The 21,713-nt window shown below is 51.5% G+C and carries 21 protein-coding genes; 6 read left to right on the top strand and 15 right to left on the bottom strand.

The annotated features are described in order from the left end of the window. Window positions 1-620: 620 nt before the first annotated feature. The 7 genes from BQ6873_RS07635 to BQ6873_RS07605 all read right to left on the bottom strand — a co-directional run bounded on the left by BQ6873_RS07635 (window position 621) and on the right by BQ6873_RS07605 (window position 8,502). Window positions 621-1,028 carry a tautomerase family protein gene (locus BQ6873_RS07635; protein WP_076592113.1) on the bottom strand — a complete coding sequence of 136 codons (408 nt, stop codon included), beginning with the start codon at window positions 1,026-1,028 and terminating at the stop codon, window positions 621-623. A gap of 114 nt (window positions 1,029-1,142) precedes the next feature. Beyond that, entirely contained in the window at window positions 1,143-1,556 is a 414-nt protein-coding gene (locus BQ6873_RS07630; protein WP_076592112.1) for a GNAT family N-acetyltransferase, read from the bottom strand. A 12-nt stretch (window positions 1,557-1,568) separates the two neighbouring features. Beyond that, window positions 1,569-1,991 carry a hypothetical protein gene (locus BQ6873_RS07625; protein WP_076592111.1) on the bottom strand — a complete coding sequence of 141 codons (423 nt, stop codon included), beginning with the start codon at window positions 1,989-1,991 and terminating at the stop codon, window positions 1,569-1,571. A 283-nt stretch (window positions 1,992-2,274) separates the two neighbouring features. Then, window positions 2,275-3,375 carry an MBL fold metallo-hydrolase gene (locus BQ6873_RS07620; protein ID WP_076592110.1) on the bottom strand — a complete coding sequence of 367 codons (1,101 nt, stop codon included), beginning with the start codon at window positions 3,373-3,375 and terminating at the stop codon, window positions 2,275-2,277. Between the two features lie 13 nt (window positions 3,376-3,388). Then, entirely contained in the window at window positions 3,389-5,701 is a 2,313-nt protein-coding gene (gene parC / locus BQ6873_RS07615) for a DNA topoisomerase IV subunit A (protein WP_076592109.1), read from the bottom strand. A gap of 15 nt (window positions 5,702-5,716) precedes the next feature. Continuing rightward, window positions 5,717-6,514, bottom strand: coding sequence for a lytic transglycosylase domain-containing protein (locus tag BQ6873_RS07610; RefSeq protein ID WP_231949296.1), 798 nt, complete (start codon window positions 6,512-6,514; stop codon window positions 5,717-5,719). Between the two features lie 8 nt (window positions 6,515-6,522). Beyond that, window positions 6,523-8,502, bottom strand: a complete 1,980-nt coding sequence (locus BQ6873_RS07605) for a DNA topoisomerase IV subunit B (protein ID WP_076592107.1) — start codon at window positions 8,500-8,502, stop codon at window positions 6,523-6,525. Window positions 8,503-8,886: 384 nt separating this feature from the next. On the opposite strand from BQ6873_RS07605, the gene BQ6873_RS07600 reads away from it, so the two are divergent. After that, complete coding sequence (locus BQ6873_RS07600; protein WP_076592106.1) at window positions 8,887-9,717, top strand: response regulator; 831 nt, start codon at window positions 8,887-8,889, stop codon at window positions 9,715-9,717. A 21-nt stretch (window positions 9,718-9,738) separates the two neighbouring features. Here the strand turns inward: BQ6873_RS07600 and BQ6873_RS07595 are convergent, their stop codons facing one another. Genes BQ6873_RS07595 through BQ6873_RS07585 form a run of 3 tightly spaced genes read right to left on the bottom strand, consistent with a single transcriptional unit; the run spans window position 9,739 to window position 12,387 of the window. Then, window positions 9,739-10,908: a vWA domain-containing protein gene (locus BQ6873_RS07595; protein ID WP_076592105.1), complete on the bottom strand. Its 1,170-nt coding sequence runs from the start codon at window positions 10,906-10,908 to the stop codon at window positions 9,739-9,741. A 9-nt stretch (window positions 10,909-10,917) separates the two neighbouring features. Beyond that, window positions 10,918-11,505 (bottom strand): GNAT family N-acetyltransferase, encoded by a 588-nt coding sequence (locus tag BQ6873_RS07590; protein WP_076592104.1) that lies wholly within the window; start codon window positions 11,503-11,505, stop codon window positions 10,918-10,920. A 27-nt stretch (window positions 11,506-11,532) separates the two neighbouring features. Then, window positions 11,533-12,387, bottom strand: coding sequence for an AAA family ATPase (locus tag BQ6873_RS07585; protein WP_076592103.1), 855 nt, complete (start codon window positions 12,385-12,387; stop codon window positions 11,533-11,535). 115 nt (window positions 12,388-12,502) lie between these two features. On the opposite strand from BQ6873_RS07585, the gene BQ6873_RS07580 reads away from it, so the two are divergent. The 3 genes from BQ6873_RS07580 (at window position 12,503) to BQ6873_RS07570 (ending at window position 15,501) form a co-directional block, all read left to right on the top strand. Then, window positions 12,503-14,644, top strand: coding sequence for a site-specific recombinase (locus tag BQ6873_RS07580; RefSeq protein ID WP_076592102.1), 2,142 nt, complete (start codon window positions 12,503-12,505; stop codon window positions 14,642-14,644). 170 nt (window positions 14,645-14,814) lie between these two features. Beyond that, complete coding sequence (locus BQ6873_RS07575) at window positions 14,815-15,135, top strand: c-type cytochrome (protein WP_076592101.1); 321 nt, start codon at window positions 14,815-14,817, stop codon at window positions 15,133-15,135. A gap of 12 nt (window positions 15,136-15,147) precedes the next feature. Beyond that, window positions 15,148-15,501 (top strand): c-type cytochrome, encoded by a 354-nt coding sequence (locus BQ6873_RS07570; RefSeq protein WP_076592100.1) that lies wholly within the window; start codon window positions 15,148-15,150, stop codon window positions 15,499-15,501. Window positions 15,502-15,569: 68 nt separating this feature from the next. Here the strand turns inward: BQ6873_RS07570 and BQ6873_RS07565 are convergent, their stop codons facing one another. Further along, window positions 15,570-15,995, bottom strand: a complete 426-nt coding sequence (locus tag BQ6873_RS07565; RefSeq protein ID WP_076594008.1) for a DUF1841 family protein — start codon at window positions 15,993-15,995, stop codon at window positions 15,570-15,572. Between the two features lie 152 nt (window positions 15,996-16,147). On the opposite strand from BQ6873_RS07565, the gene BQ6873_RS07560 reads away from it, so the two are divergent. Next, a complete protein-coding gene (locus BQ6873_RS07560; protein WP_076592099.1) occupies window positions 16,148-16,744 on the top strand; it encodes a malonic semialdehyde reductase in 597 nt (198 codons plus the stop codon). Window positions 16,745-16,766: 22 nt separating this feature from the next. On the opposite strand, the gene nth is transcribed toward BQ6873_RS07560, so the two are convergent. The 4 genes from nth to fdxA all read right to left on the bottom strand — a co-directional run bounded on the left by nth (window position 16,767) and on the right by fdxA (window position 20,011). Then, window positions 16,767-17,417 (bottom strand): endonuclease III, encoded by a 651-nt coding sequence (nth, locus tag BQ6873_RS07555; protein ID WP_076592098.1) that lies wholly within the window; start codon window positions 17,415-17,417, stop codon window positions 16,767-16,769. Then, window positions 17,414-18,115 (bottom strand): electron transport complex subunit RsxB, encoded by a 702-nt coding sequence (rsxB, locus tag BQ6873_RS07550; protein ID WP_076592097.1) that lies wholly within the window; start codon window positions 18,113-18,115, stop codon window positions 17,414-17,416. The genes nth and rsxB overlap by 4 nt, the downstream gene beginning before the upstream one ends. A 104-nt stretch (window positions 18,116-18,219) precedes the next feature. Continuing rightward, on the bottom strand, window positions 18,220-19,455 hold the full coding sequence (locus tag BQ6873_RS07545; protein ID WP_076592096.1) for a polyhydroxyalkanoate depolymerase: 1,236 nt from the start codon (window positions 19,453-19,455) through the stop codon (window positions 18,220-18,222). A gap of 232 nt (window positions 19,456-19,687) precedes the next feature. Continuing rightward, entirely contained in the window at window positions 19,688-20,011 is a 324-nt protein-coding gene (fdxA, locus tag BQ6873_RS07540) for a ferredoxin FdxA (protein ID WP_076592095.1), read from the bottom strand. 285 nt (window positions 20,012-20,296) lie between these two features. Between fdxA and BQ6873_RS07535 the strand changes: the two genes are divergently transcribed. After that, a complete protein-coding gene (locus BQ6873_RS07535; protein ID WP_076592094.1) occupies window positions 20,297-21,703 on the top strand; it encodes a sodium:proton antiporter in 1,407 nt (468 codons plus the stop codon). The last annotated feature ends 10 nt before the right edge of the window (window positions 21,704-21,713 follow it).

Here is a 21,713-nt window from a genome sequence, read left to right as displayed (position 1 = left end):
CGGTATTCGCTTTGGTCGACGCACTACTGCCCCATCAAAAATAGGGGCTGCTGTGCTGACCGACCACTCCCTCGACATCGTCATAAATCGCTTGCGCGACCAGCGGTGCCACATCTATCAAGGGGATGTTAGATCACTATTTTTTTGCTCAGATCAGTTCAGATATCCGGATATCTGCGCCTGTCTTTTGTATTTTGTATTTTGGTTTGATGTTTTACGGGCAACAGAATACACGAATGCGTCTGATTGAACATCACTGAAAATAGATATTTTTTAAGTATATTTCGGCGGTATTTTGCGGATGAGTGATGAGCGGTGCCATGCCGCTTTGGATCGAAAACTCACATTTCCGATCAAGTGTTCGAATCACACATTGGTGTGTATACAGTCTACTTACACCTTCCTACTTCGTGAAAATCTCTGGACTGATCACCGACCTGCCATAAAAAATGGCCCAGTTTTTCAACGGGCCATCTAACGCTTTGATTTCCTTAGCATTCTGTCGGTACATTAAGAGCTTAGTAGGCTCTTGATGTACCTCCTTCGTCGAATTCATTGAATGTCTGCTTACGACCCAAAGCGGACATCCGCGATCCAGCGAAGAAATTGTTAAGCCAGCTTTAGGAATCAGAACCTCTCTGCTGAGCAATGGTCATTGCAAACAAGCCGTTTCCAACAGACCAGTCCGAGTAATCATTTTCGTGCGTGAAGATAAAGACGTCCTTGGGCGAGATGCCACCCAGCTTTTCCAGGTTGGTTGCGATGTTTGCGTAAAGCGCCTTCTTCATTGCATCACTGCGACCACGACGCATTGTAATCTCGATAACGACGAGGCTGTCCGATCGCGAAATCCCGTTAAATCGTCTGTCATAGAAGAAGTTTTCCGGTTCGTACTCGGACACCAAATTGAAGAGCTCATCAGTGGGCATGCCTATGCTTTCCACGAGCGCTTGATGGATTCCATCGACGATGGCTTGTTTCTGTTTAGGCGTTGTGCCTCGCTTTACAGCGCTTCTAATGAATGGCATTTGGACTCCAAAGGTTAAAAAAAATTGATCAGATATTTAAGTAAGCGTCGCGTGATACTGATGGGATTTTTTTCAGTTGTCATAATCTCTCAAAGTCTTCTCTAAAGTGGATAGTTATGCCGTAACGGTGCGGAGCGTTTTAAACATGAAAGTTACTTCTACATTTGGCACTCGATAGCCACAGGCCTCAAAAAACTTCTTTGCGTTACCAAGAGCTTTGACCGTGACAGGAACGTTAGGAAATCTCATTTCCACGGTTGCTAGTAAAGACTTTCCAACACCTTGTTTTTGTGCCGCAGGATGTACCACTAGCTCTCCGAGCATAGTGCTAAAAGCACCGTCACTAAATGCTGTCACATATCCGATGAGATTACCGGCCGTATCTCGTGCGTAAGCGACATGAGGATAAGCTTGCATTGAGCGCTGGACTGACAATTCATCATATTTAGTCCCCCAGCCGACTGCTTCGAAAAGGTTCGCTACCTCTTGCCATTCAATATCTGGTCCAGTTCTTATTTCGTATGCCATGTGTAGGAAGGGTTAGCCATTTCCGCGTCGGAAATGTGCGTTAAATGGAGCAAAAAATGCAAACACTATTACAGCGCCCCAAATATATGACGAGAGATAACACGCAGCAACTGCAATACCGGATTGCGCAGACGGCCCCGCGAAAACTAGAAAAAGCAGTGCCAATGATGTGAAAACAAGCGAGAGGCGCGGAGCCCAAGGACGTAGCCGGTACAGGCCGTAAAAGCTCACGATGGCCACAACGAATATAGCTATCGCTGAACCAATAAGAAATAGCAAAAACGACGTTGAAAACGTATCGTACTGCGCATATTGCCCTTGGGCTTCATGAAATTTTTCCGGCAATAGTTCGGGAAACACGAGGTCAATCCCGCCCCCGATGACGCCGATAACAAAGGAAACGATGAGAAGCAAGCGAAAGTATTGGACAGTCATAGTCGATGGCCTACGTTTGACTTAAGCGGCGCTGGTAGACATCCGCTTGAAGGAAGGGTTATGTGCGAATCAAAATACGCGTTTGCGTATTTCAGCTTAAGCATGGAGTATTGCCGAGTTGCCTACGTGCAAACATCCCATAAATATGGAGAAGTATGTGAATGTCCGCTTTTGGCCGATAGCAGACGTTTATTTGATAACGTAAGTTTTCTTGGATGGCGATGCACTAACCATGTGATCAAGTGCTTGCTTTACGGCGTTACTCAATTGCTGAGCACACTCATTAGAACCGCACCATCTCTCCATGCTTGATCGCGACGAAGTCGGCTGCAGGAATCTGCGCCTTTCTCAATTCCTGCGCCAATGCTTTCGGCGGCTCATCCAGCGATTCATCCGCTAATTCAAACGTCCCCCAATGTATGGCGATAGAACGTCGTGCATGGATGTTGTTGTGTATCTTTACCGCTTCGCCTGGATCGACATGTTGTGCTTTCATGAACCAGCGTGGCGCATACGCGCCTATCGGCAGTAGCGCCAGATCGAAGGGTGCAAAGCGTTTGCCTATATCTTCAAAATCTTTCGAGAAGCCTGTATCGCCGGCAAAGAAGAATGACTGCGGCGTTGCTGTATTCGTCGGCGTCGTCACCGCCCAGCCGCCCCATAAGGTTTGGAATCTATCGTTCAAGCCGCGTGCCGACCAATGCTGTACCGGGACGAAATTGAAGTCGAGCCCGCTGACTTCTGTTTTATCCCACCAGCCTAGCTCCTGCACATTGTTGATGCCGATATCGGCCATCCAACTCTTGATGCCAAGAGGCACGAGGAACAATGGCGCGCCACCTGCCTGCTGATTCAGTTTCAGTACGGTTTCTTTATCCAGATGATCGTAGTGATTATGCGAAATCAGCACTACATCAATATGCGGCAGTTGCGCGTAGTCGAGAGCGGGCGGCACCTTGCGTTGCGGACCCATGAAGGCGAATGGTGATGCACGCTCAGACCAAATCGGATCGGTCAGGATATTCACGCCGCGCATTTGTACCAGCACCGTCGCATGACCTATCCACGTTGCGGTGGAAACGGTCTTGTTGGCTTGCAGCCAGCCAGGTTCTGGCTTGACGATAGGGAAGTGATAGCCGTTAGCAGGTGGCTTGGGCAAGCCTTGCGTGAGGCGCTCCCATTGCCACTTCAGAAAATCGCCGCCTATCGGGCCTTGCAGATAGTTATTCTTGTATAGCGGAGGAGGGGAAATGAGGTAGGCATGGATGAGGCCATAAGCAGCAACGAGCAAAGCTAGCAGCAGCATAAATCGAAGACGACGACGCGTCTTCGATTTAGCCGTTGGTACAGTAGAAACAGGTTTGGATGGTTCCGTACTGGACATGCTGGTGTTCTACCTATTTTTGCGCTGTCAGCGTTGTTGCCTTGATCTTCGATTCCAGTGCCTTGCCTTTGCGTGCACGCTTGCCGATGTGTACGGCAAGTCCTGATGCCGACAACAAGACTTCCTGCGCTTTGCCACCGCGTCCAGCGCCGGAGACAAGGACGCCGCGTTGACTGATCGGTTCTGCTGCCAGCAGTTTCTCGTTCTTTTCCAGATCCATCAGAATCACACCGCGACCACCTGCGCCCAACGATTTGATTTCATCTATGCCGAATACCAACACACGGCCTTTTTCCGACAGGCAGGCAATTGCGCTGGCCGCAGCTGTTACTGGGCGTGGTGTCAACGGTTCGTCGCCGTCGTCCAGTGTGATGAAGGCTTTGCCGCCACGGGTACGGCTGACCATGTCGCCTGATTTGGCGGTGAAGCCGTAACCGGCAGTTGATGCCAGCAGCAAGGTCACATCGGCAGGGCCAGCGAAGTAATGCAGGATGCGTGTGCCGCTCGCCAATTCAACCAGCGTGGTGATAGGGACGCCATCGCCGCGTGCACCGGGCAGGGCGGAAACCGGAACCGAATAGATACGGCCGTTAGATCCGAATACCAGCAAGGTATCGACGGTGCGGCACTCAAAGGTGTCGTACAGCGCGTCGCCAGCCTTGAAGGTGAATTGCGCAGCATCGTGACCGTGCGCAGTGCGTGCGCGTACCCAGCCTTTTTGCGAGATCACGACGGTGACTGGTTCATCGATGACTTTGGTTTCGACAGTCGCTTTCTCTGCAACTTCGATCAGCGTGCGGCGTGCATCACCGAATTGTTTTTCATCGGCTTCGATTTCCTTGATGACCAGACGCTTCATCGACGATGGATTGTCGAGCAAGTCTTGTAGCGTGGATTTCTCACTACGCAGTTCAGCCAGCTCTTGCTGAATCTTGATGGTTTCCAGTCGTGCCAATTGGCGCAGACGAATTTCCAGTATGTCGTCGGCTTGACGCTCGGACAATCTGAATGCATCCATCAATGCCGGTTTCGGTTCATCCGATTCACGGATGATCTTGATGACCTTGTCGATGTTGAGCAGGATCGCTTCGCGGCCTTCCAGAATATGGATGCGGTCGTTGACTTTTTGCAGCTTGAATTGCGAGCGACGTGTAATCGTGGTGAAGCGGAAATCGATCCATTCACGCAGAATATCGCCCAGCGATTTTTGTCGTGGTCGCCCGTCACCACCTATCATCACCAGGTTAATGGAGACGCTGGTTTCCAGCGAGGTATGCGCCAGCAGCATATTGGTGAATTCGGTCGGATCCTGATTTTTCGATTTCGGTTCGAACACCAGACGCACTGGCGCTTCGCGACCGGATTCATCACGTACTGTATCGAGCATCGCCAACATGATTTGCTTCAATGCCAATTGATCTGGCGACAGCGATTTTTTGCCGAGCTTGATTTTTGGATTGGTCAGTTCTTCGATTTCTTCCAGCACGCGTTGTGATGACGTGCCGTGCGGCAGTTCAGTCACGACCGCTTGCCATTGGCCACGCGCCATGTCTTCTATCTTCCACGTCGCGCGCACCTTGACGCTGCCACGACCGCTGCGATAGATGTCGCTGATCGCGGTTGGTGAGGTGATGATCTGACCACCGCCTGGGAAATCCGGGCCAGGTACTATCGCCATCAATTCTTCATGCGTCAATTTTGGATTGCGGATGATGGCGACGGCTGCGGTCGCGACTTCACGCAGATTGTGCGAAGGAATTTCTGTCGCCATACCAACTGCAATACCGGATGCGCCATTCAATAATACGAAAGGCAAACGGCTAGGTAAGAGTTTTGGTTCTTCGGTTGAGCCGTCGTAGTTGGGCTGGAAGTCGACGGTGCCCATGTCGATTTCTTCCATCAGCAATTTTGCGATGGGCGTCAGACGTGCTTCGGTGTATCGCATGGCCGCGGCGCCATCGCCATCGCGCGAACCGAAGTTGCCTTGACCGTCGATCAGTGGATAACGCAGTGAGAAATCCTGCGCCATACGCACCAGCGCGTCATATACCGATTGATCGCCATGTGGATGCAACTTACCGAGTACATCGCCGACTACCGCAGCTGATTTGCGCGGTTTGGCAGCGGAGTTCAAGCCCAGTTCATTCATCGCAAACAGGATGCGGCGTTGTACCGGCTTCTGGCCGTCGCAGACATCCGGCAGGGCGCGGCCCTTGACGACGGAAATGGCGTAATCCAGATAAGCGCGTTCGGCAAATGTGGCCAGTGTCAGTGCTTCGCCGCCATCGGCTGGTACAGATTCAAAAAGATTGGCTTGATCAGTCATTATTATTCTGGAAAATTATTCGATGGAAGTAATGGATTCGACAGAGATATTGCGACGTCCGGGGATGATCAGATGAACGCGTTTGGAATCGAGCTGATTCGAATAACTCGGTTCATCTGATGTTGCTGTATCCGCTGGCGTCGCTGGTTGAAACATCTTGTAAAACTGGGTTACCAGCTTGACGTAATTACGCGTCTCTTGATACGGCGGAATCGCGTTATTGTATTTTTGTACTGCACCTTCACCTGCGTTATACGAGGCAACGACAAGTTGTTGTTGATGCGGGAACATATCGCGCAGGAAGCTGAGGTAACGCGCGCCGATGCGGATATTGGTTTCCGGATCGGTCAGCTTTTGCCTAACGCTTTTTTTGCGATCTGCATGCAGGCCGAAACGTTCTGCGGTCGCCGGCATCACTTGCATCAAGCCGACAGCACCTTTAGGCGACACAACTTTGGGATTGAAGCTGGATTCGACGGTCACGACTGCCTTCAGCAAAGCAGGATCGAGATTGAAATCGCTGGCGACATCATTCAACAGCTTTTCGTACTTCTGCAGATTCGGATGTTGCGATAGAAAATGTGAAAGCGGCGATTCTGATTCTGCAGATGCTTCCGGTTCGCTTAGTTCGGTCAGTGGCGTAAGCTGGGATGCATGCAAGGCTTGATCGCCACGCGCGAACAGTTGATAGCGCTGATCCAGTTTTTCTGTCGCAAAATGCGCGTCACCATTGGCGTCGGTGTAGCTGTAGATATCCGCATGCGCAGCAGCGGATAGTACAGATAGCGACAAGGCCAGCAGAAACGCGCGCATCGACAACATCAGATATCGGCCTCTGCTTCGTTGCCGTGTTCTTCTATCCATGTACGACGTGCAGCGGCTTCGCCTTTGCCCATCAACATATTGAAGCGTGATTCTGATGCTTCCAGATCGAACTCGCCGAGTGTGACTGGCAACAGGCGACGTGTATCCGGATTCATCGTGGTTTCCCACAATTGCTCGGCATTCATCTCGCCCAGACCTTTAAAGCGTGAGATGGTCCACGCCGTGTCCTTGACGCCATCCTTGCGCAGCTTGTCTTCGATCGCTTCCAGTTCGCCATCATCCAGTGCATAGATTTTTTGCACAGGCTTCTTGCCGCGTGCAGGCGCATCGACGCGATACAAAGGTGGACGTGCGATGCAGATATGACCGCGATCGATTAGTTGCGGGAAGTGCTTGAAGAACAGCGTCAGCAACAAAACCTGAATGTGCGAACCATCGACGTCCGCATCGGACAGGATGCAGATGCGACCGTAGCGCAGATTGCTGAGATCGACGTTGTCGTTCTTGCCGTGCGGATCGACACCAATCGCGACGGCAATATCGTGAATTTCATTATTGGCAAACAGACGGTCGCGTTCGGTTTCCCATGAGTTCAGTACTTTGCCGCGCAAGGGCAGAATCGCCTGGAATTCCTTGTCGCGTCCCATCTTGGCGGAACCGCCAGCGGAGTCACCTTCGACCAGGAATATTTCATTGCGTGAGATGTCGCTGGATTCGCAATCGGTCAGCTTGCCTGGCAAGACTGCTACGCCAGAGGATTTTTTCTTTTCAACTTTTTGCGCAGAACGCAGACGCGATTGCGCTTGCTTGATGACGAGTTCGGCCAGCTTCTTGCCGTAATCGACGTGTTGGTTCAACCACAGTTCGAGAGCAGGGCGCGTGAATGAAGACACCAGGCGCACGGCATCGCGTGAATTCAAACGTTCCTTGATCTGGCCCTGGAATTGCGGATCGAGCACTTTGGCTGAGAGCACGAAGGAGACGCGTGCGAACACGTCTTCCGGCAACAGCTTCACGCCTTTAGGTAAAAGAGAATGCATCTCGACGAAGCTCTTCACCGCGCCGAACAAACCTTCGCGCAAACCGGATTCATGCGTGCCGCCATTCGAGGTTGGGATCAAGTTGACGTAAGACTCGCGGACGACCGCGCCATCTTCCGTCCATGCGACGACCCAAGCTGCGCCTTCGCCTTCGGCAAAACCTTCGGCATCGGCGCCAGCGTATTGCTCGCCTTCAAACAAAGGAATCAGAGTTTCAGCATTCGATGCCTGTGCCAGCGATTCGGTCAAATAACCGCGCAAGCCTTGGTCGTATTGCCAGGTTTGTGTTTCGCCGCTTTTTGCGTGAACTAATGTGACTTTGACGCCGGGCAGCAGCACTGCCTTGGAGCGCAGCAGGCGTTGCAGCTCGGCTTGCGGAATGACGGATGAATCGAAGTATTTAGCATCTGGCCAAGCCGTGACGCGGGTACCGCTGCGTTTTTCATCGCGCGCAATTGAACGCGACTTCAGCGGCTCGATGACATCACCACCGGCAAAGGTCAGCGTGTGGACGCCGTTTTCGCGCCAGACGGTAATTTCCAGTCGGGTGGAGAGTGCATTCGTGACCGATACACCCACACCATGCAAGCCGCCGGAGAAGGCGTACGCGCCGCCTGAACCCTTGTCGAACTTGCCGCCTGCGTGCAGACGCGTGAAGACGATTTCCACCGTCGGGACTTTTTCTTCCGGATGCATGCCGACCGGAATGCCGCGGCCGTCGTCTTCGACGCTGACGCTGCCGTCGGTATTGAGCGTGACGACGATGTTCTTGCAATAGCCGCCCAGTGCCTCATCGGAGGCATTGTCGATTACTTCCTGAATGATGTGCAGCGGGTTCTCGGTACGCGTGTACATGCCGGGACGCTGTTTAACCGGTTCCAGACCTTTGAGGACACGGATGGATGATTCGCTATAGTCGGATTTTTTAGTGGCCATTCAATCGAATACTGGTAAGGGTGCTGAGCTAAGGTGCTGAAAAATTGTTAATTGCAAAACACTGTGAAGCATGGAAAGTGTCTGCATTCTAATGAAAAAAGGCCTTCAGCATGTTTTAACGTGTCATTCATGTATAGAGAAATCGTCGCAATTGTTAAATATGGTTAGATCGTCTAGGCATTTCTGGCGCTTTTTTGTTAAAAGCGGTCAAATGTATCTGTTTTGACAAATTATCGACATGATTTTGTACATATCTATCAGCACATTGCTCATTCACATTGGGTGACAGCAGATTTTATCAATGCATAAGTGTCACATGGCAGTGAATTTATTTTTGGTGTTGCCGAGCAATATAGCGCGGTAACGCTTCCCAACCACGACGCGATGTCAGCTAATAGTTTCCCTTTTGCAGTGCGCCTGATGGGCTTCAAGCCGCAGGAAATCGAAATTTTCGATGCCACTTTTGCCTTGGACCAAGGCAAGGGATATGGCTACATTCGCCTGTCTGAAGATAACCTGCAAGATCCGGACCTGTATATAGCCAATGCGGAAGAGTTGCGGGCGTTGGTTGCCTTGTCCGATCTACGCCCCAGCGATGTGCGGCCAGCATTGCTGGTAGGCACGCCCAGCGTTCCTTTGCCGTATGCAAGTGTAGAACGTCCTATCCGCTGGCATAGATTGTTTGAGGCGCTGGATAAGCTGATAGAAAAACGTGCCGATGCATTGTCGCGTCTGGAAGCCTCGGATGTGGTTGCCGTACCGGAACGTCGTCGTCGCGATCGCGTGGATATAGATTTAACCGATCCCGCCGATTATCAAAAGATGCGCACTGAGTTGCCGCACGGCGGTGCAGTGTTGGTCATCGACAAGACGCCAGCTTTCCGTGATTACATTGCAGAACTGTTGTTGCGTCACAAGACTGAGGTCTTGTGGGCGAGTAGTGAAGCAGAAGCCGAGGGTGCTTGCGCACGGCAACGTGTGGCAGTGGTAGTGGTCAATACTTCCGTGACGGACATCAATCCATATCGTTTGTGTAAGACGGTTAAAGCAATCCGCCCAGCCGATAAAACGTCGGTCATGTTTTTGGTGAGTAAAGCGAGCGGCTACGATATCGATTTGGCTCGGCTATCGCGTGTGGATGGTTTTCTGACCAAGCCGATAGCAGCACCTCACTTCATCAGTGCACTCAAGAAGTTCATGCACCTGCCGCGCTGACGCGGCATTCATCTTTCATACTTATTTGCTGAGTGTGCGCATGCCGCGCTCCAGTCCTTCTATCGTCAACGGATACATGCGATTGTTCATCTGCTGTCGGATGATCGCGATCGATTGGCGATATTCCCAAATGTTTTCTGGTTCTGGGTTGAGCCAGATATGGTTGGGGAATGTTTTGGTAAAACGTTGCAGCCATTCCGCGCCAGTTTCGTCATTGTGATAATCGACCGCACCACCAGCCTGCAAAATCTCATACGGACTCATGGTGGCATCGCCAACGAAAATGACTTTAGTATCTGGTGTGTACTTGCGTAATACATCCCAGGTGTCAAAGCGTTCCGTGCGCTTGCGTTGGTTGTTGCGCCACAGATGATCATAGACGCAGTTATGGAAGTAATAGAACTCCATATTCTTGAACTCGGACTTGGCTGCCGAGAATAATTCTTCGGTGCGCTGGATATGATCATCCATCGAGCCGCCCACATCCAGCAGCATCAATACCTTGATATTGTTTTTGCGTTCCGGCTGCATCTTGATATCAAGATAGCCGGCATTGCTGGCGGTCGCGCGTATCGTATCGTCGAGCGCAAATTCTTCGGCTGCACCATGGCGTGCAAACTTGCGCAAGCGACGCAATGCCACCTTGATATTGCGCGTGCCGATTTCACGCGAGGCATCGTAATCGCGATAGGAGCGTTGTTCCCACACTTTGACCGCGGTGCGATTGCGGCTCTCACCACCTATGCGTATGCCTTCCGGATTGGTGCCGCTATTGCCGAAAGGGGAAGTGCCACCAGTGCCTATCCATTTGCTGCCGCCTTCGTGGCGCTCCTTCTGTTCTTTCAGCAATTGCTGCAAACGTTCGGCAAGTTTGTCGTAGCCGAATTTCTGCAATAGCGCTTGCTCTTCCGGCGATAATTTGCGCGCTGCATTCTTCAGCAACCAGTCGAGTGGAATGGCAGAGTTTTCTTCAAAAACGGTGCTGATGCCTTTGAAGTAGAGGCCGAAGACACGATCGAATTTATCGAAGTGCGCTTCGTCCTTGACCAGCGTCAGGCGTGCCAGATAGTAGAAGTCATCGAAGGATGTACCTACGACATCTTTTTCCAATGCTTCGAGCAGCAGCAGAAATTCCTTGATGGAGACAGGAATCTTTGCATCTTTCAGCATGAAGAAAAAATCGATTAACACAAGAAAATCCTAGCGTACCAGTCCGAATTGCAAATGTGCCTTCACCGCTGGCCATTCTGATTCAATGATAGAAAACACAACCGTATCGCGTAGTGAGCCGTCTGGTAATTTTTGATGATTGCGTAAAATTCCATCCTGTTTGGCACCCAAGGCGGCGATTGCTGTGCGCGATTGATGGTTGAACCAGTGCGTGCGAAATTCGACCGCAATGCAACCCAGTGTTTCGAATGCGTATGTCAGTAACAGCAGTTTGGATTCTCGATTAATGCCGCTGCGTTGCGCGCTTGCACCGTGCCAAGTTGAGCCGATTTCAACACGGCGATTAACGGCGTCGATGTTCATGTAACGGGTGCTTCCGACGATCGTGCCATTGCGTTGATCACGAATTACAAAAGGTAATGCGCTACCTTTGCTTTGCAAGTCGAGAGCAGTCTCAATATAGGTGAGTGTGGTGTCTGGTGCAGGGATTGATGTGTACCAGAGTTTCCACATATCACCATCGGCCGCTGCTGCGATCAAGGCATCACGATGCGCAAGAGTCAACGGCTCAAGGGATACCCGCTTTCCTGTCAACGTAATTGGTTTTGTGAAAGTCATGAGATAGGTTCCAACATTATTCAAGTATTAGCGGTTCGTGCGCGACATGAACACCAGTCGTTCAAACAGATTGATGTCTTGTTCATTCTTCAGCAAGGCACCGTGCAGCGGCGGCACGATGATCTTGTCGTCGTTGCTGCGCAATGCTTCCGGCGGGATATCTTCCGCCAGCAAGAGTTTCAACCAATCCAGCAATTCGGAAGTGGATGGCTTCTTCTTCAAGCCGCCAACTTCGCGTACTTGATAAAAGACTTCGAGTGCTTTCGCCAGCAAGTCTTTCTTGAGATTGGGGAAGTGCACAGCGACGATCTGTTCCATCGTGTCGCGGTCGGGAAACTTGATGTAGTGGAAGAAGCAGCGGCGCAGGAAAGCGTCCGGCAATTCTTTTTCATTATTCGATGTGATAATGACCAGCGGTCTATGCTTGGCTTTCACCATTTCACGCGTTTCATAGACGAAGAACTCCATGCGATCGAGTTCGCGCAGTAAATCGTTAGGGAACTCGATATCGGCCTTGTCGATTTCATCGATCAACAAAACAACTTGCTGGTCGGCAGCAAATGCCTGCCACAATACGCCTTTGATAATGTAGTTATCGATGTTCTTGACGCGTTCGTCGCCAAGTTGCGAATCGCGCAAGCGCGACACTGCATCGTATTCATACAAGCCTTGCTGCGCTTTGGTCGTCGATTTGATATGCCATTGCAACAAGGGCATATTCAATGCGGCAGCAACTTCTTCCGCCAGCATGGTTTTGCCGGTGCCCGGTTCACCTTTGATCAATAGCGGACGCTGCAAGGTCAGTGCAGCGTTGACAGCGAGCTTCAGGTCGCTGGTGGCAACATAACTCTGGGAACCTTCGAAGCGTGTCTCTTGTCGCATGGCAGTGTCATTAAAATGAAAAGAAATTGGAGTATAAGCGAGAACAGCTTGGCGAATGCGTAGCGGCTATAGCGGCTGATACGTTTCAGGATAGCCTCTCCTTACAATAAATATAATGAAAATCTCTTTCCTTAGAATCTTCGCTGTTTGGCGCAGATTCCGCCGCGGTTCCCTGCGGCATCACGCTGATCATGCGCGTTATCTGCAACAAGTTGAACCTCTGGTACGTCGCGCAGATCCGAATGCGTCGTGGCATGCGCGCGCCAATTGGATGATCGATCTGGCCGACTGGATACGTCACGAGCCTAAAGTGTCTTTTCTTGACGATAGCGAATGGCGTCGTATCAAGAATTTGCGCATACGCTTTTTGCTTGATTGGCTGGATGAGCATCGCGATGTAAGACAGATCGTGCAGGCAACTTTACGTAAAACATTGCGTGAGGCAACTGGTCCTGAGCTTTTTTCAGCGACTGGCTTGCCGCGTGAATCTGCTTTCTTTTCTGAATTATCAGAACGTATCGTCAAACTGGTATTGCCACCACCAGTAGGACAACATGATTTATCGACATTGTTTACAGCAATGTTTCAGGATGAATCGGATGCGGAATGGTTGCTGGAACTTGATCCCAGAACCTTGTCGCGTTTGTGGAAATTGGGTGCAGATGACGGCATCGCGCATGGCTATCGCAAACAGATCGATGAAGCGATGTTGTATCTGGTGACGATGATTATTTCCATCGGTATCAGTCCGGCATTTCGTCAGCGTCTGGAGCCACGCATGCCTTTGTTGGCGACGCCGTTCATGGCCTTGCGTCGTGAGCTGGAAAATTACCTGATGACTGGCGATAGAGATGAGTCTGCCTTGCGCAGCGTACGCATGTTGATCGCGGTATGTCAGGCACAGACCGACAAGATCTACGCGCATCTGGATGAATACGGTGTGTCGGTTGGCTTGGTCTATAACGTTGAACGCATGCGTGCACAACTGACGCGGGTGGCGCGCTTGCTTGATTTACGCAATACGCAGCATGCGGAAGAAGGCTCGGGGCAAGTGCAAGCGGTGCTGGTCGATTTGATCATCGCGCATCACCGTCGTTCCTCGGTGCGTGAATTGGTCAATCGCAGTTTCTCCCTGTTGGCACGTAAGATGGTTGAGCGTAATGCGAGCCATGGCGAACACTATATTGCGAGTGACCGCAACGAATATCGCGCAATGCTGAAGGCGGCATTGATAGGCGGTTTTATTACCGCTTTTACCGCATTGGCAAAACTGGGAATTACCGGACTCGGCCTTGCACACTTTTTCGAAGGCATGTTCCTGTCGATTAATTTTGCGGTCAGCTTTTTGGTGATCACGGCAATCGGCGGTGTACTGGCAACTAAACAACCGGCAGTGACTGCACCTGCGCTTGCTGCGCAAATGGGCGAGCTGGAGACGGTAGAAGGCTTGCGCGAGTTGCTGGCCAAGATTGCTGCCTTGCTGCGTTCGCAAGCGGCGGCGGTCTTTGGTAACTTGCTGGCGGTTGCGCCGGTTATCGTCGGCTTGTCCTTCGCTATTTTGTTCATGACGGGTAAGCCGGTCATGGATACGCACAAGGCGCACGCTACTATCGCTTCGCTCTCGGTGATTAGTGTGACACCTTTGTTCGCGGCCTTCACCGGTTTGCTGTTGTGGCTGGCGAGTTTGATTGCGGGTTTTGCCGATAATTGGTTTGCCTTGCGTCGTTTGAAGGACTCCATCACCTACCATCGGCGTTTGGTACATGCATTGGGACCTGCGCGTGCAGAGCGCTGGGCAAACTGGCTGGAGCACAATATTTCCGGCATCGTCGGTAATGTGTCGTTGGCGATTTTGCTTGGTATGGTGCCGGTGATTGCACATTTCTTCGGTCTGCCACTGGATGTGCGGCATGTCACGTTGTCGACAGCAACCTTGGCTGCAGCGGTCAGCAGTATCGGCTGGGAAGTAATGGCGACGCCGCAATTCTGGCTGGCATGCGTGGGCATAGTTGCGATCGGCTTGCTGAATGTGGGCGTGGCATTTGGCTGCGCGCTGGCACTGGCTTTACGTGCACGTGATGTGCCTAAACGCGTGCGGCGTCTGGTGTTCCGCGCGATGTTGCGACGCTTTACGCTGACGCCGTATATTTTCTTTTGGCCGACACAGCCGGAGAGTCCGGTACCTGTTGCACAGCTAGAAGACGATACGCAAAAAGAGGAAGAACAAGCACCAGAGCGGCCTCGCAGGGATGAGTAAATTGCTTTGTCGGATACTGTCCACGCTGCCGCGATTGAGCGTGGACTGTCCCAGAGTCTTGGGGTAGAATCGAGCGGTTTTGGTGTGGCGAAGTAATAATTTCACTATATAAAAAGAGCTGTTCTCAGCCACGCCACCCGCAGTTTTCGTCCTACTTACCCACAGCTATCATGAAAAAACTATTTGCGCTTCTCGCGCTCGCGGGTGTGGTCAACATCGCTACCGCAGCGGAAATCGTTGGTGATGCCAAGGCAGGTGCCAACAAGGTGTCGATGTGTATCGGGTGCCATGGCATTCCGGGCTACAAAGCGACTTTTCCTGAGGTTTACCAAGTGCCTATGATAGGTGGGCAGTCGGAGAAGTATATTGTGAGCGCTTTGCATGCTTACAAAAAAGGCGACCGTAATCACCCATCGATGCGCGGTATTGCAGAGAGTCTGTCGGATCAGGATATTGCAGACGTCGCTGCTTACTACACACAGCAGAAATAACGGGAGCCCAATATGAAAAAAATTCTAGCATTGGCTGTCGTATCGCTGTCGGCAGTTGTTTCGTTCAACGCATCGGCTGAAAGCAAGATCGACGCTGGTAAAGCAGCTGTTGCCAAGTTCAATTGTGCAGCGTGCCACGGCGCTGATTTCAATACACCAATTGATCCGGCTTATCCAAAACTGGCTGGTCAACCTAAGGATTACCTGAAGCATGCGCTGGTTGCCTACAAGCGCGGCAACGGAGTGTCCAACGGTCGCAGCAATGCCATCATGGGACCGCTGTCTAGCGCATTGTCGAGCCAGGATATCGACAATATCGCTGCTTATTTGCACAGCCTGCCAACTACCTTGGTACTGCGTAAATAAGAACGCGAAGCAGTTTCGCTCAATAAAAAAGCCACGGTCTCCGTGGCTTTTTTGCATTTTCAGCCTGTTCAGCGGCGCTTGTTGATGCACTCGATATAAGCAGCACCATCGGGTGGCAGGCCGCTGCGCTGCGAGGTCCAGATCATCTCGCCCAGACATTCCATGATTTGGTGATGGGCCTCATGTTCTGAATCCAGTCGGCGCGCGAGTCCGGTGTAGGCTGCGCGTATTCCTGGTGGCTGATCGATCGAAATCTGTTCGGCTATCGACAAGTGCATGGACAGATGCAGGAAGGGATTGGCTTGACCCGATTCCACCGAATAGTCTTGCGCCAATGCTGCTTCTACATCGGCTAGCGCCTCGGCATATTCCGGATGCTGGATGATCCAGTCGCGTGCAATCGCTTCCAGCGGCGTGAGGATGGCGTTGGTCCGCTGCTTGTGAAAGGTTTCACAGAAAAAACGGCGTACATCGTGTTGTGAAGGTGTAAACATTAGGGTATGCAAAAAGCCGAACATTGGGTACAGACCGCAATTGTACGTGGCTTGCTCCTGAACTGCTGAGCGTGTTTCGGATAACATACGCATCTGTTACCGTTTTGCTTATTACTATTGCCGCCATGCGGCATGCCTTTGAACACTTGAAAATGAAAGTCGCTATGTTGAATCAGGAAGCGCTCGATACTCTCTTTACCCAGGCCCACACCAACACTGTCTGGCTCGATAAACCGGTTACTAATGGTCAGTTGCGTGAAATTTACGAATTGATGAAGTGGGCGCCGACCTCGATGAATTCCCAGCCTGCTCGCATCGCCTTCGTGAAATCGCCGGAAGCAAAAGAGAAACTGGCCGCATGCGTCTCCCCCGGCAATGTGCAAAAAGTGAAAACTGCACCGATCACCGCGATTATCGGCATGGACATGGCCTTCCCGCGCAAGATGCCGCAATTGTTTCCGCACATGGATACGCAGGCGATGTTTGCCGGTAACGAGAAATTTACTGAAGATACGGCTTTCCGTAATTCTTCACTGCAAGGCGCCTACTTCATCATGGCGGCGCGCGCGATTGGTCTGGATTGCGGCCCAATGTCAGGCTTCGATGCGGATAAAGTGAATGAAGCTTTTTTTGTTGGCACCAAGGTAAAAGCCAACTTCATTTGCAGCATCGGTTATGGCGATCACGAAAAAATCAAACCGCGTTTGCCGCGCCTGACCTTTGAAGCTGCCTGCGCTATCGTTTTGTAAAAACGGTTTTACCGGCTGAGGCTTACACGCCTTTAGCCGGTAGCGGTGTCTTCTGCTTGTATTCGCACAGATCAGCAATGATGCAGTTCCAGCATTTTGGTGTGCGTGCGATACAGGTGTAGCGACCGTGCAGGATCAGCCAGTGATGTGCATCTTGCTGGAACTCCGGCGCGACAAACTTCATCAATTTCTGCTCGACGATATCGACATTCTTGCCCGGTGCCAGGCCGGTGCGATTCGAGACGCGGAAGATATGCGTATCGACTGCTATCGTCGGCTCCCCAAAAGCGGTATTCATCACCACATTGGCGGTCTTGCGTCCTACGCCCGGTAACGCTTCCAGTGCTTCACGCGTGCGTGGTACTTCGCCCCCATGTTCTGCCAGCAAAATCCGGCAGGTTTCAATGACGTTCTTGGCCTTGGTGCGATACAAGCCTATGGTTTGTATGTAAGGCATCAAGCCTTCGACACCGAGTGCGTATATCTTCCTCGGAGTACCGGCGTGTGGGTACAGTTTGCGCGTGGCTTTATTGACCGAGACATCGGTTGCCTGCGCCGACAACAGCACAGCGATCAATAACTGAAATGGTGTTTGATATTCAAGTTCGGTAGTTGGGTGCGGATTGGCAGCGCGCAGTCGATTAAAAATTTCACGTCGTTTCTCTGCGTTCATTTAGCGTCCTTTTCCGCTTGTTCTTTTTTCAGTCGTGCGCGTTCTATCGCGGCTTGAATGATGGCTTTCTTGCGTGCCTGTTCGGCTTTCTCTTCTTCCGAGATCGGTGTTTCCGATTGCACAGCCTGCAACTTCGCTGCTGCCTTGGCGGCCAGGCGCGCGTCGTTTTCTTCTTTCTCGTGTTGCAAACGTTTAGTACGGAAATCGTGTCGTTCGCGTGCGGTATCGGCTTGCGCTTGCGACCACGCATCCCAGCCGGTTTTCCCCGGCGTGACGTCTACCATCGCAATGCAATCAACCGGGCAGGGCGCAACACACAGATCGCAACCGGTGCACAAATCGTTGACGATGGTGTGCATCTGCTTGGCGGCGCCGACGATGGCATCGACCGGGCACGCTTGTATGCACAGCGTGCAACCTATACACAGGCTCTCATCAATGACGGCAACCGGGCGTGGTCGCTCATGGCCATTAACGGGATTGATGGGAATAACCGGTTTGCCCAACAGATGCGCCAGTCTTGCCACGCCTTCGATACCGCCGGGTGGGCATTGGTTGTAACTGGCTGTGCCATCGGCCATCGCTTCTGCATACGGACGGCATGCGGGATAGCCGCATTTCGTACATTGCGTTTGTGGCAGCAGATCTTCAAGCTGATCGGCAAGCGATTTTTTGGGAGGAGAGGACACAGCGGGCAAGTAAGAGATAAAACAGAATTATCGTCTTATACGGGCCGCTGCGCCAAATAGAAAAAGGCTTTGAGCTTACAAGTTGCGACTTTTTATAACTGGGAAGCGGCTAATCAAGAATGCTTCGCAATAAACTCGCCGATTTTCGGGCAAATGATTTCACGCCACTTGCGGCCGGAGAAGATGCCGTAGTGTCCGCATTGCGGCGCGGTGAATTGCTCTTTGTTCGATTTGGCTATTGATGAACACAAATCCTGCGCTGCATGTGTTTGCCCGACGCCGGAGATATCGTCCTTCTCGCCTTCGATGGTGAAGAGTGCGACGGTTTTGATATCTTGCGGCTTGACCAGCTTGCCTTCGATTTCCCATGTGCCTAGCGGTAAGCGATGTTCCTGGAACACGGTCTTGATTGTTTCCAGGTAATACTCGGCAGGCATATCCAGCACAGCGTTGTACTCATCGTAAAACTTGCGATGTTCTTCCGCAGATTCGTTATCACCTTCGCGCAAGTGCTCATAAAAATCCCAATGGCTTTGCGCATGACGGCCCGGATTCATCGCGATGAAGCCGGCATGTTGCAGAAAGCCTGGATATACCTTGCGGCCAAAGCCCGGATAGTTGTTCGGTACGCTGAAGATCACCTGATTCTCAAACCACTCGTACGGTTTTTCGGTGGCGAGGTTGTTGACTTGCGTAGGCGATTTGCGCGGATCAATAGGGCCGCCCATCATCGTCATCGACTTCGGCAAATGCGTATCTTTGTCACTGGCCATCAATGAAATGGCAGCGAGTACAGGTACCGTAGGCTGGCAGACGGAAATGACGTGCACATCCGGTCCCAGCTGGCGGATGAAGTCCTGTATGTAATAGACGTAATCGTGCAGATGGAACGGGCCTTCCGTCAGCGGCACCATGCGCGCATCGCGCCAATCGGTGATGTAGACATCATGGTCCGATAAGAGGCTGCGTACGGTGTCGCGCAAGAGCGTGGCGTGATGTCCGGACAAAGGTGCTACCAGTAGAACGGTAGGTTGCTTCAATGCGGCGAGGGCTTTGATGCTCAATGCTTTTTTGAAATGAATCAGCGTGCAGAAGGATTTTTCTTCCGCCACTCCTTCGACGATGGCGACTTGCTTGCCATTGACGGGCACCGATTCGATGCCGAAATGCGGCTTTTCGTAATCCTTGCCCAGTCGGTACATCAATTCATAGCCGGCAGCGATACGCTGCGCGAACGGCGTATAAGCCAGCGGCGAGACCGGATCGCTAAATAGTTTGGACGATGCTTCCGCCCACTGCATCAGTGGATTAAGCAGACTGCGGTTTAACTCATGCAACTGGTAAAGCATAGAGAAGGCCTCTTCCGATGGCTGTTGTTAAAACGATTGTCACGACAAAATCAGTATATTGCAATGCAGCATTGATAACTATTCATCGTTTAACAACGCTTATATGCAATCCAATGAAGGAATTGATAGTTATAGACTTAATAACGATTTGATGCGCTGCGGGGAAAACCGTTCCCCTAATAAAAAACGCCCTGTGGCGAACCAGAGGGCGTTTTTGTCGAAAAGAGGTGGTTTAGCGTGCCAGATACTGCAGCTTGTCTGTCTTGTCTTTCCATTCTTCCGCTTCAGGCAGCGGCAGTTTGGTTTTGGTGATTGATGGCCATTCGCGCGACAAATCCACGTTCAACTTGATGAATTGTTGTTGATCTGCCGGCACATCTTCTTCTGCAAAGATGGCGTTGACAGGGCATTCGGCTACACATACTGCGCAATCGATGCATTCGTCCGGATCGATAGACAGGAAGTTCGGGCCTTCGCGAAAACAGTCCACCGGACACACATCTACGCAGTCTGTGTAACGGCAGAGAATGCAGGATTCGGTCACTACGTGGGTCATACCAGTCCTAACTGTAAATATTTGAAATGGAGCCGACTACTCGATGGAGGCAGATGACATTCATCTTGCCGGGCAGTAGTCGCAAAGCGTTGTATTTTAAGGCATATCGCTCTTTCTCACAAACCGGAGTTATACCGATTCCGAATAAGCAAATGCGTTGAATGTCTTATGCAGGAAAGATTTCGGCGGTTTTTTGTACGACATGGGCTGGATAACGGCGTTTGCATTGCTGCCAAGACACATTTTTTCTGGGCTAAAATGGCATCCCTTCAATACGGAGCCACCATGCGTGCACATTTTCTTGTCGGCTTGCTTGCCTTGACCCCTGCGCTATGTGGCGCGGCAGAATTGAATGGAAGCGGTTTGTCGATGCTGTGGGGTGTTCCCTTTGCTGGATTGCTGCTTTCGATCGCGCTCTGTCCGTTATTGACGCCAAGTTTTTGGCATCACCATTTTGGTAAAGTGACGCTGGCATGGGCTTTGGCATTCTTGCTGCCTTGCGCGTATTTCTTCGGCGGTGCAACGGCGGTACATGGCGCCATGCACGCCTTTATTTCTGAGTTTTTCCCTTTCCTGATTTTGATCACGGTCTTGTTTGTGGTCGCGGGTGGTATTTGCGTACGCGGCAATTTGCACGGTTCGCCGGGGTTGAATACGGGTTTGCTCGCCATAGGTACGGTGCTGGCCAGCTTCATGGGAACGACGGGCGCATCGATGTTGCTGATCAGACCTTTGATACGCGCCAACGATAACCGCAAACATGCGGCACATATCGTCGTGTTCTTTATCTTCCTGGTGGCGAATGCCGGCGGTGCCTTGACGCCGCTGGGTGATCCGCCGCTGTTCCTCGGTTTCCTGAAGGGCGTGGATTTCTTCTGGACGGTGCGCCATCTGTTCGCACCTACCTTGTTCCTGTGCGTCGTGTTGCTGATTATTTTTTACCTGCTCGATAGTCACTACTATCACAAGCGTGAAGAAATCAAACCGCCCGAGCTGGACCCAACACCGGATTCCGCAATTCGCTTCGAGGGGAAAATCAACTTTGCCTTGCTGGCGCTGGTAGTTGCATTGGTCTTGATGAGCGGTTTCTGGAAGTCAGGCATTACCTATGTTGTTTTTGGTAATGAAGTCGAATTGCAAAACCTGTTGCGTGATGTCGCCTTGATAGGCGTGGTTTTCCTCTCCTTGTGGCTGACACCTAAAAGCGCGCGTAGCGGCAATGACTTTTCATGGGGACCGATACAGGAAGTCGGCAAGTTATTTGCCGGTATCTTCATCACCATCATTCCGGTCATTGCAATGTTGCGTGCAGGTGAGTCGGGTGCGTTCTCAAGCATCGTGCGCGCTGTGACGGATGGCAATGGCCAACCTATCAATGCGATGTATTTCTGGGCGACGGGTGTTCTTTCCTCTTTCCTTGATAATGCACCGACTTATCTGGTCTTCTTCAATACGGCTGGTGGCGATGCAACGACCTTGATGACGACGCTGGCGGCAACGCTGGCGGCAATCTCTTGTGGTGCTGTATTCATGGGTGCCAATAGCTACATAGGTAATGCACCGAACATGATGGTCAAGGCCATTGCAGAAGAACGCGGCATCAAGATGCCATCGTTTTTTGGTTATATGGCATGGTCGTGTGCGATCCTTGTACCCTTGTTCGTTTTGATGACTTTCATCTTTTTCACCTGAGGAGACGTAT

The sequence above is a fragment of the Herminiimonas arsenitoxidans genome (assembly GCF_900130075.1).
Lineage (GTDB): Bacteria > Pseudomonadota > Gammaproteobacteria > Burkholderiales > Burkholderiaceae_D > Oxalicibacterium > Oxalicibacterium arsenitoxidans.
The sequence above is the reverse complement of the archived record's forward strand: the minus strand, read 5'-3'. Positions and strand labels throughout refer to the sequence as shown.

Coding starts and splice junctions, on each gene's coding strand:
- BQ6873_RS07605 (WP_076592107.1), bottom strand. CDS start 8,502: ATGGCCACTAAAAAATCCGACTATAGCGAATCATCCATCCGTGTCCTC.
- BQ6873_RS07590 (WP_076592104.1), bottom strand. CDS start 11,505: ATGACTTTCACAAAACCAATTACGTTGACAGGAAAGCGGGTATCCCTT.
- BQ6873_RS07535 (WP_076592094.1), top strand. CDS start 20,297: ATGCGTGCACATTTTCTTGTCGGCTTGCTTGCCTTGACCCCTGCGCTA.
- BQ6873_RS07635 (WP_076592113.1), bottom strand. CDS start 1,028: ATGCCATTCATTAGAAGCGCTGTAAAGCGAGGCACAACGCCTAAACAG.
- fdxA (WP_076592095.1), bottom strand. CDS start 20,011: ATGACCCACGTAGTGACCGAATCCTGCATTCTCTGCCGTTACACAGAC.
- BQ6873_RS07600 (WP_076592106.1), top strand. CDS start 8,887: ATGTCAGCTAATAGTTTCCCTTTTGCAGTGCGCCTGATGGGCTTCAAG.
- BQ6873_RS07580 (WP_076592102.1), top strand. CDS start 12,503: ATGAAAATCTCTTTCCTTAGAATCTTCGCTGTTTGGCGCAGATTCCGC.
- nth (WP_076592098.1), bottom strand. CDS start 17,417: ATGAACGCAGAGAAACGACGTGAAATTTTTAATCGACTGCGCGCTGCC.
- BQ6873_RS07575 (WP_076592101.1), top strand. CDS start 14,815: ATGAAAAAACTATTTGCGCTTCTCGCGCTCGCGGGTGTGGTCAACATC.
- BQ6873_RS07570 (WP_076592100.1), top strand. CDS start 15,148: ATGAAAAAAATTCTAGCATTGGCTGTCGTATCGCTGTCGGCAGTTGTT.
- parC (WP_076592109.1), bottom strand. CDS start 5,701: ATGACTGATCAAGCCAATCTTTTTGAATCTGTACCAGCCGATGGCGGC.
- BQ6873_RS07610 (WP_231949296.1), bottom strand. CDS start 6,514: ATGCGCGCGTTTCTGCTGGCCTTGTCGCTATCTGTACTATCCGCTGCT.
- BQ6873_RS07565 (WP_076594008.1), bottom strand. CDS start 15,995: ATGTTTACACCTTCACAACACGATGTACGCCGTTTTTTCTGTGAAACC.
- BQ6873_RS07560 (WP_076592099.1), top strand. CDS start 16,148: ATGAAAGTCGCTATGTTGAATCAGGAAGCGCTCGATACTCTCTTTACC.
- BQ6873_RS07630 (WP_076592112.1), bottom strand. CDS start 1,556: ATGGCATACGAAATAAGAACTGGACCAGATATTGAATGGCAAGAGGTA.
- BQ6873_RS07545 (WP_076592096.1), bottom strand. CDS start 19,455: ATGCTTTACCAGTTGCATGAGTTAAACCGCAGTCTGCTTAATCCACTG.
- BQ6873_RS07625 (WP_076592111.1), bottom strand. CDS start 1,991: ATGACTGTCCAATACTTTCGCTTGCTTCTCATCGTTTCCTTTGTTATC.
- BQ6873_RS07620 (WP_076592110.1), bottom strand. CDS start 3,375: ATGTCCAGTACGGAACCATCCAAACCTGTTTCTACTGTACCAACGGCT.
- BQ6873_RS07585 (WP_076592103.1), bottom strand. CDS start 12,387: ATGCGACAAGAGACACGCTTCGAAGGTTCCCAGAGTTATGTTGCCACC.